Consider the following 6,994-nt stretch of genomic DNA (forward strand, 5'->3'; position numbering starts at 1 on the left):
GACATGACCACCACGACCAAGCAGTCCGGCGACGTCGTCGAGATGGCGTGGGACCCGATCACCCGGATCGTCGGGAGCCTGGGCATCTACGCCACGATCGACTTCAAGGCCAGGGAGGTCCGCGAGTGCCACAGCACCTCGTCGATCTTCCGCGGCTACAGCATCTTCATGAAGGGCAAGGACCCGCGGGACGCCCACTTCATCACCAGCCGGATCTGCGGGATCTGCGGGGACAACCACGCCACGTGCTCGGTCTACAACCAGAACATGGCCTACGGGATCGCGCCGCCGGCCCTCGGTGAGTGGATCATCAACCTCGGTGAGGCCGCGGAGTACATGTTCGACCACAACATCTTCCAGGAGAACCTGGTCGGCGTGGACTTCTGCGAGCGGATGGTCAAGGAGACCAACCCCGGAGTACTGGAGCGGGCCAACGGCACCGAGGCGCCGCACGCCGGCGAGCACGGCTACCGCACCATCGGCGACATCATGCGCTCGCTGAACCCGCTCGAGGGCGAGTTCTACCGCGAGGCCCTGCAGATGAGCCGGATGACGCGGGAGATGTTCTGCCTGATGGAGGGCCGACACGTCCACCCCTCGACGCTCTACCCCGGCGGGGTCGGCACGGTCGCGACGATCCAGCTGTTCACCGACTACCTGACCCGGCTCATGCGCTACGTGGAGTTCATGAAGAAGGTCGTCCCGCTGCACGACGACCTGTTCGACTTCTTCTACGAGGCGCTGCCCGGCTACGAGCACGTCGGCGAACGCCGTGTGCTGCTCGGCTGCTGGGGCAGCCTCAACGACCCGGCCGTCTGCGACTTCACCTACCGGCGCATGAACGACTGGGGCAAGCGGATGTTCGTGACCCCCGGCGTCATCGTCGACGGCCAGCTGGTCACGAACAACCTGGTCGACATCAACCTCGGGATGCGGATCCTGCTCGGCCACTCCTACTACGAGGACTGGGCCCAGGACGGCTACGAGGTGTTCGTCGACAAGGACCCGCTCGGCAACCCGGTCGACCGGCGCCACCCGTGGAACCAGCACACCGTCCCCAAGCCGGCCCGCCGGGATTTCAACGGCAACTACAGCTGGACCATGTCGCCGCGCTGGTTCGACGGCACCGACCACCTGGCCCTCGACACCGGTGGGGGCCCGATCGCCCGGCTGTGGTCGACGGCCCTGTCCGGCCTGGTCAACACCGACTACGTCAGGGCCACCGGGCACAGCGTGCAGATCACCCTGCCGCGCACCGCGCTGAAGCCCGAGGTGAGCTTCGAGTGGAAGATCCCCCAGTGGAGCAACGCGATCGAGCGGGACCGCGCCCGGACCTACTTCCAGGCCTACACCGCGGCGCTCGCGCTGCACTTCGTCGACGAGGCGCTGGCCGAGGTGCGCGCCGGCCGGACCGAGACGTGGACGCCGTTCACGGTGCCGGACAACGCGATCAGCTGCGGGTTCACCGAGGCGGTCCGCGGGGTGCTCAGCCACCACATGGTCATCCGGGACGGCAAGATCGCCAACTACCACCCCTACCCGCCGACCCCGTGGAACGGCAGCGTCCGTGACGTCTACGGCACGCCCGGCCCCTACGAGGACGCGGTGCAGAACACCCCGATCTTCGAGGAGAACCCGCCGGAGACGTTCAAGGGCATCGACATCATGCGGGCGGTGCGCAGCTTCGACCCGTGCCTGCCGTGCGGGGTGCACCTGTTCACCGGCAACGGCTCGGTGGTCGAGCAGGTCCACTCCCCGGCCATGGCCGCCACGATCTACTGACCGGCGGCCGCGATGAACCGGCACGAGGCGCAGGAGCTGGCCAGCCGCGTGGAGCTGCTGCTGGACGCCTTCCACGACGGCCCCGACCGCCTCGCCGCGGACCGCGCGGAGGAGCTGGTCCGGGCCGTGGTCGCCCTGTATGGCGCCGGGCTGGCCCGCGTCGTCGACCTCCTGGGTGAGGTCGAGGGCGGCGAGGAGCTGGTGCGCCGGCTCGCCGGGGACGACCTGGTCGGCTCGCTGCTGGTGCTGCACGACCTGCACCCCGACGACGTGGACACCCGGATCCAGCAGGCGCTGGACCGGGTCCGCCCCTACCTGGGCTCGCACGCCGGCGGGATCGAGTACGCCGGCATCGACCCTGACGGGGTGGCCCACCTGCGGCTGGAGGGCAGCTGCGACGGCTGCCCGTCCTCGTCGGTGACCGTCACCACGACCATCGAGCGGGCCGTCCTGGACGCGGCGCCGGAGGTCGTCGCGGTCGACGTCCAGGGCGTGGTCGCCCGGGAGAAGCCGTTGCCGCTGCTGCAGATCGGGCGCCCGCCGTCCGAGTCCGCGCCGGCCGCCGTGGAGGCTGCAGAGGACTCCGGCGACGGCTGGGCGCACCTGGAGGTCGCGGTCGCCGCCGGCCACGTCGCCCGCCGGCTGGTGGGCGGGGTCCCGGTCGCGGTCTGCGTCCTCGGCGGCACCCCGTACGCCTACCGCGACGAGTGTGCTGCCTGCGGAGCCCCGCTCAGCGGCAGCGCACTGGAGCGGGAGGAGCTCACCTGCACCGCCTGCGGCAGCCGGTACGACGTCCGGCTGGCCGGGCGGTCCCTGTCCGCGGACGGGCGCCACCTCGACCCGTTGCCCCTGCTGCCCGAGGGCACCGGGTGGCGGGTCGCGCTGCCACGGGAGGCGACGGTGTGACCGGCTCGCGCACGCCCCGGGCCTCGGCGTTCGCCGGCCTGCGACCGCTCGTGGCCGATACGCGGACGCAGGCCCCGGGCGGGCCGCGACCGGACGGCATACCGCTGGACCCGCTCCAGCAGATCGGCCGGCGACGGGAACAGCCGCGGCCGGGCGAGCGGTGCGAGATGTGCGACGAACCGGTCGGGGCCGGGCACGGGCACGTCGCGGACCTGGAGAACCACCGGCTGCTGTGCACCTGCCGCGGCTGCTACCTGCTGTTCACCGGCCAGGGCGCCGGCGGGCTGCGCTACCGGGCGGTGCCGACGCAGGTGCGCCGGGTGGCCGCGTTCACCCTCACCCCGGGCGGCTGGGACCGGCTGCAGGTGCCGGTGGACCTGGCCTTCTTCTTCCGCCAGAGCGGGGTGGGGCACGTGGTCGGCTGCTACCCCGGCCCGGGCGGGGCGACCGAGTCGACGCTGGAGCTCGACGCGTGGGCCGAGGTCGAGGCGGCCAACCCCGCGCTGGCCGAGGTGGCCGTCGACGTGGAGGCCGCGCTGGTGCGCCGGCGCGAGGGGGCGTTCGAGTGCTTCGTCGTGCCCATCGACGCGTGCTACGAGCTGGTCGGGCTGGTCCGGAGCCACTGGACCGGGTTCGCCGGGGGTGCAGAGGTCTGGGCGCAGATCGAGGTGTTCTTCGACCGGCTGCGCGAGCGCAGCGCCGTGGGCCCGGGCGGCTGACGTGGCCGACCTCGAGCTGGCCTGCGTCGGCGCGGACGCCGACCGCTTCGCCGCCGCCCCGACGGTGAACCTGCTGCTGCGGGTCACCGAGACGACGGGCACCCCGGTGTATGCCGTGGCGTTGCGGGTGCAGATCCGGATCGAGCCGCTGCGGCGCCGCTACGACGACGCCGAGGCGGCCGGCCTGGTGGACCTCTTCGGCGAGCGGCGCCGGTGGGGCGAGACGCTCAAGCCGCTGCAGCTCGCGTTCGCCACCCAGATGGTGCCCGGCTTCACGGGCGCGACCGAGGTCGCGCTGCCGGTGCCGTGCAGCTACGACTTCGACGTCGCCGCGCACAAGTACCTCTACGCGTTGCGGGAGGGGTCGGTGCCGCTGCTGCTGCTGTTCACCGGCACGGTGTTCACCGGTGGGCCCGGCGGGGTCAGCGTGGAGCCGGTGCCGTGGCACAAGGAGGCCTCCTTCGCCCTGCCGGTCGCCGTGTGGCGGGAGGCGATGGACCTGCACTTCCCCGGCAGCGCCTGGGTGCGACTGGGGCGGGAGACCTTTGACGCGCTGTACGCCTACCGGGCCACGCACGCCCTCACCACGTGGGACGAGGCGGTGGAGCGGCTGCTCAAGGAGGCGGACCGGTGACCACGTTCGAGCAGGTGCGTCCCCTGGCCGACGCCGTCCTGTACGAGGGCTACCTGCTCTACCCCTATCGGGCCGACGACCCCAAGAACCGGGTGCGCTGGCAGTTCGGCGTGCTCATGCCCCCCGATGCCGTGGCCGCCGACCCGTCGGAGCGGTCCGGGACCTGCACGGACCTGCTGCTGGAGGGGCCCCACCCGCGGCTCGTGGTGCGGGCGCGGTTCCTGCAGGTGCAGCGGCGCGTGGTGCAGGCCCTGCGTGGCGGCTCGTTCGTGGACGTGCCCGAGCTCGCCGTGGGGGAGCGCCGGTGGCTGCCGTGGGACGAGGCCGTCGAGCGGGAGGTGGACCTCGCGCTGTCGCTCTCCGACCTGGCGCGCGGGCCGCGTGAGCTGCCGCTCGGCATACCCCCGGGGGTGGACACCGAGCTGCTCAGCGGGCCGGACGGCCGCCCGGTCGGCCGGCTGCGGCGCACCCGGCTGCCCCTGACCGGGGTGCTGCGGGTCGCGGCGGAGCGGCTGCCGGGCCCGTACGGCCTGACCCGGCTGGAGGTGCGCCTGGACAACACCACCGCCGCGGAGCCGGGGCGTCCCGAGCGCGACCGGGAGGCTGCGCTGCGCCGGGCCCTGGTCGCAGCGCACCTGCTCGTGCGGGTGGACGGCGGCCGGCTGCTGTCGATGACGGACCCGCCCGAGTGGGCCCGCGCGTACGCTGCGAGCTGTCACCACGAAGGGACGTACCCGGTGCTCGTGGGAGACCCGGGGAGCAACGACATGGTGCTGGCCTCGCCGATCATCCTCTACGACCACCCGCAGGTGGCGCCGGAGAGCCCGGTCGCGTTCTACGACGCCACAGAGGTCGACGAGCTGCTCACGCTGCGGGCGCTGACGCTCACCGACGAGGAGCAGCAGGCGGCCCGCAGCACCGACGCCCGCGCCGCCGCGCTGCTCGACGAGGTCACCGGGATGCCGGCCGACGTCATGGACCGGCTGCACGGCGCGGTGCGCTACCTGCGGCAGGTCACCGGGGACGCGGGGCCGGGCGATCCGCCGGGCGATCCGCAGGGCGCCCCGACGACCGCGGAGGAGCTGCCGTGGTGGGACCCGGGGCGGGACGCCGGCGTATCCCCCGAGACCGACGAGCTGGACGTGGGCGGGCGCACCGTGCGCCGGGGCAGCCGGGTGCTGCTGCGCCCCGGGTCGCGCCCTGCCGACGCCCAGGACATGTTCCTGGCCGGGCGCACCGCCACCGTCGCCGCCGTCTTCCACGACGTCGACGGGGGCGACCACCTGGCCGTGGTGGTGGAGGACGACCCGGCGCAGGACCTGGTCCTCGTGCACGGCCGCTACTTGTACTTCGCCCCGGACGAGGTCGAGGTGCTGGAGGCGGCGCCGTGAACCGGGTGCTCGTCGCCGGGGTCGGCAACATCTTCCGCGGGGACGACGGGTTCGGCTCGGCCGTGATGGGCCGGCTGGCCGGGCACGCGTGGCCGGAGGGAGTGACCGCGAAGGACTTCGGCATCGGCGGGATCCACCTGGCCTACGAGCTGGTCGACGGGTGGGACGGCCTGGTCCTCGTCGACGCCGTGGACCGCTCGGCCGAGCCGGGGACCTTGTTCGTCATCGAGCCGGACCTGGCCGCGGCCGAGGCGGCGCCCGTCTCGATGCTCGACGCCCACGACCTGGCCCCGCAGGCGGTGCTGGCGATGGTGCCGCGCCTCGGCGGGCGGCTCGGCCGGGTCCGGGTGGTCGGCTGCCAGCCCGCGTCCCTGGACGACGGGCTGGGCCTGTCCCCGCCGGTCGCCGCCGTGCTGGAGGACGCCGCCGCGCTGGTCCTGCGGCTGGTCGACGAGGCCGTGCGGGCGCCGGTCGAGGGCGCTGCGCCGGTCGGGGCACCCGCGGGCACAGGGCCCGGCGGGGCGGACCGGGAGGCACCGGAGAGGAGGCGATGACCATGCGATGGCTCATCCGGCTGGGGTTGCTCGTCGGGCTCGGCGTGGCCGTCCGGGCCGCGATGCCCGACATCCAGCGCTACCTGAAGATCCGCGCCATGTGAGGGGGAGCCGATGCACGAGATCGGGCTGTGTGAGGGCATCGTCGAGGCCGTGCTGCGGCGCGCCGACGGCCGGCCGGTGAGGGCCGTCCTGGTCCGGGCCGGGGTTCGGCAGCGGGTGGTGCTCGACTCGCTGCGACAGGCGTTCGCGATGGTCGCCGCGGGGACGGTCGCCGCGGACGCGCAGGTCGACCTCGAGGTCGTGCCGGTCACGGTGGACTGCCGCACCTGCGGTGACGTCAACGAGTCGATGGACCCATGGGCGGTGTGCCCGTCGTGTGGCGGTGAGGACGTCGACGTCACCGGCGGGGACGAGCTGACCGTCGTCTCGGTGACCTTGCGCGGCCCGGCCACGGTCGCGACCGGGCCGGGGGGCTGACCGTGTGCCTCGGTGTCCCGGGCCGGGTCGTCGGCCTCCACGCCGGCGGCGACCTGGCCGATGTCGACGTGGCCGGGGTGGTCCGGACGGTCAACATCGGGCTGCTGGAGGAGCCCCCCACCCCGGGCGACCACATCCTCATCCACAGCGGGTTCGCGCTGGAACGGATGACGCCGGAGGAGGCGCGCGACGCGCTCGCGGTCTTCGGAGACGAGGACGGGCTCGATGTCCTCCCCGGCTGAGCCGCGCCTGGTGCCGGGCCCGGTGCTCTTCGCGCGGTACGCGTTCCCGCCCAACTCGCACGGCTACTGCGGGCCGGCCGACAACACCGCCTTCCTGGAGATGGGCAGCGCCGGGGTGGTCGACACCGGGATGCGGCTGATGGCGCGGCAGTTCGAGGGCGCCTGGCCCTACCTCGAGCTCATCGCGGGGGCGGTCGGGGTCGCCGACCCGCTCGACCCCCGGGTGGTCGAGGCGTACTGGGTGGGCAACGGGCTGCTGCCACGGGTGGGCACCGCCGTGGTCGGC

At 73.5% G+C, this 6,994-nt stretch carries 10 protein-coding genes; all 10 read left to right on the top strand.

Annotated features, from left to right (window positions below; genetic code table 11):
- The first annotated feature begins 3 nt into the window (after positions 1-3).
- The gene (locus ACXVGS_RS13235; protein WP_458532867.1) at positions 4-1,782 is read left to right on the top strand and encodes a nickel-dependent hydrogenase large subunit; all 1,779 of its coding nucleotides are present in this window, start codon (positions 4-6) and stop codon (positions 1,780-1,782) included.
- 12 nt (positions 1,783-1,794) lie between these two features.
- Positions 1,795-2,688, top strand: coding sequence for a NifU family protein (locus ACXVGS_RS13240; RefSeq protein ID WP_458529147.1), 894 nt, complete (start codon positions 1,795-1,797; stop codon positions 2,686-2,688).
- Positions 2,685-3,407, top strand: coding sequence for a DUF5947 family protein (locus tag ACXVGS_RS13245; RefSeq protein ID WP_458529146.1), 723 nt, complete (start codon positions 2,685-2,687; stop codon positions 3,405-3,407). The genes ACXVGS_RS13240 and ACXVGS_RS13245 overlap by 4 nt, the downstream gene beginning before the upstream one ends.
- A gap of 1 nt (position 3,408) precedes the next feature.
- Entirely contained in the window at positions 3,409-4,041 is a 633-nt protein-coding gene (locus tag ACXVGS_RS13250; protein WP_458537040.1) for a DUF6084 family protein, read from the top strand.
- Positions 4,038-5,432 (top strand): hypothetical protein, encoded by a 1,395-nt coding sequence (locus tag ACXVGS_RS13255; RefSeq protein WP_458537041.1) that lies wholly within the window; start codon positions 4,038-4,040, stop codon positions 5,430-5,432. The genes ACXVGS_RS13250 and ACXVGS_RS13255 overlap by 4 nt, the downstream gene beginning before the upstream one ends.
- A complete protein-coding gene (locus ACXVGS_RS13260; protein ID WP_458532865.1) occupies positions 5,429-5,986 on the top strand; it encodes a hydrogenase maturation protease in 558 nt (185 codons plus the stop codon). Before ACXVGS_RS13255 ends, ACXVGS_RS13260 begins: the two co-directional genes overlap by 4 nt.
- Positions 5,983-6,090 carry a DUF6893 family small protein gene (locus ACXVGS_RS13265; protein ID WP_458529142.1) on the top strand — a complete coding sequence of 36 codons (108 nt, stop codon included), beginning with the start codon at positions 5,983-5,985 and terminating at the stop codon, positions 6,088-6,090. Before ACXVGS_RS13260 ends, ACXVGS_RS13265 begins: the two co-directional genes overlap by 4 nt.
- Positions 6,091-6,100: 10 nt before the next feature.
- Positions 6,101-6,466 carry a hydrogenase maturation nickel metallochaperone HypA/HybF gene (locus ACXVGS_RS13270; protein ID WP_458529141.1) on the top strand — a complete coding sequence of 122 codons (366 nt, stop codon included), beginning with the start codon at positions 6,101-6,103 and terminating at the stop codon, positions 6,464-6,466.
- Between the two features lie 2 nt (positions 6,467-6,468).
- Complete coding sequence (locus tag ACXVGS_RS13275; protein WP_458529140.1) at positions 6,469-6,708, top strand: HypC/HybG/HupF family hydrogenase formation chaperone; 240 nt, start codon at positions 6,469-6,471, stop codon at positions 6,706-6,708.
- On the top strand, positions 6,692-6,994 hold a 303-nt coding region (locus tag ACXVGS_RS13280; protein WP_458537042.1), incomplete at its 3' end, for a DUF6390 family protein. The genes ACXVGS_RS13275 and ACXVGS_RS13280, both read left to right, overlap by 17 nt.

The organism is Oryzihumus sp. (assembly GCF_054325275.1).

Excerpts from the sequence above, each read along its gene's own strand:
- ACXVGS_RS13235 (WP_458532867.1), top strand. The coding sequence starts at position 4 with ATGACCACCACGACCAAGCAGTCCGGCGACGTCGTCGAGATGGCGTGG.
- ACXVGS_RS13240 (WP_458529147.1), top strand. The coding sequence starts at position 1,795 with ATGAACCGGCACGAGGCGCAGGAGCTGGCCAGCCGCGTGGAGCTGCTG.
- ACXVGS_RS13265 (WP_458529142.1), top strand. The coding sequence starts at position 5,983 with ATGACCATGCGATGGCTCATCCGGCTGGGGTTGCTCGTCGGGCTCGGC.
- ACXVGS_RS13270 (WP_458529141.1), top strand. The coding sequence starts at position 6,101 with ATGCACGAGATCGGGCTGTGTGAGGGCATCGTCGAGGCCGTGCTGCGG.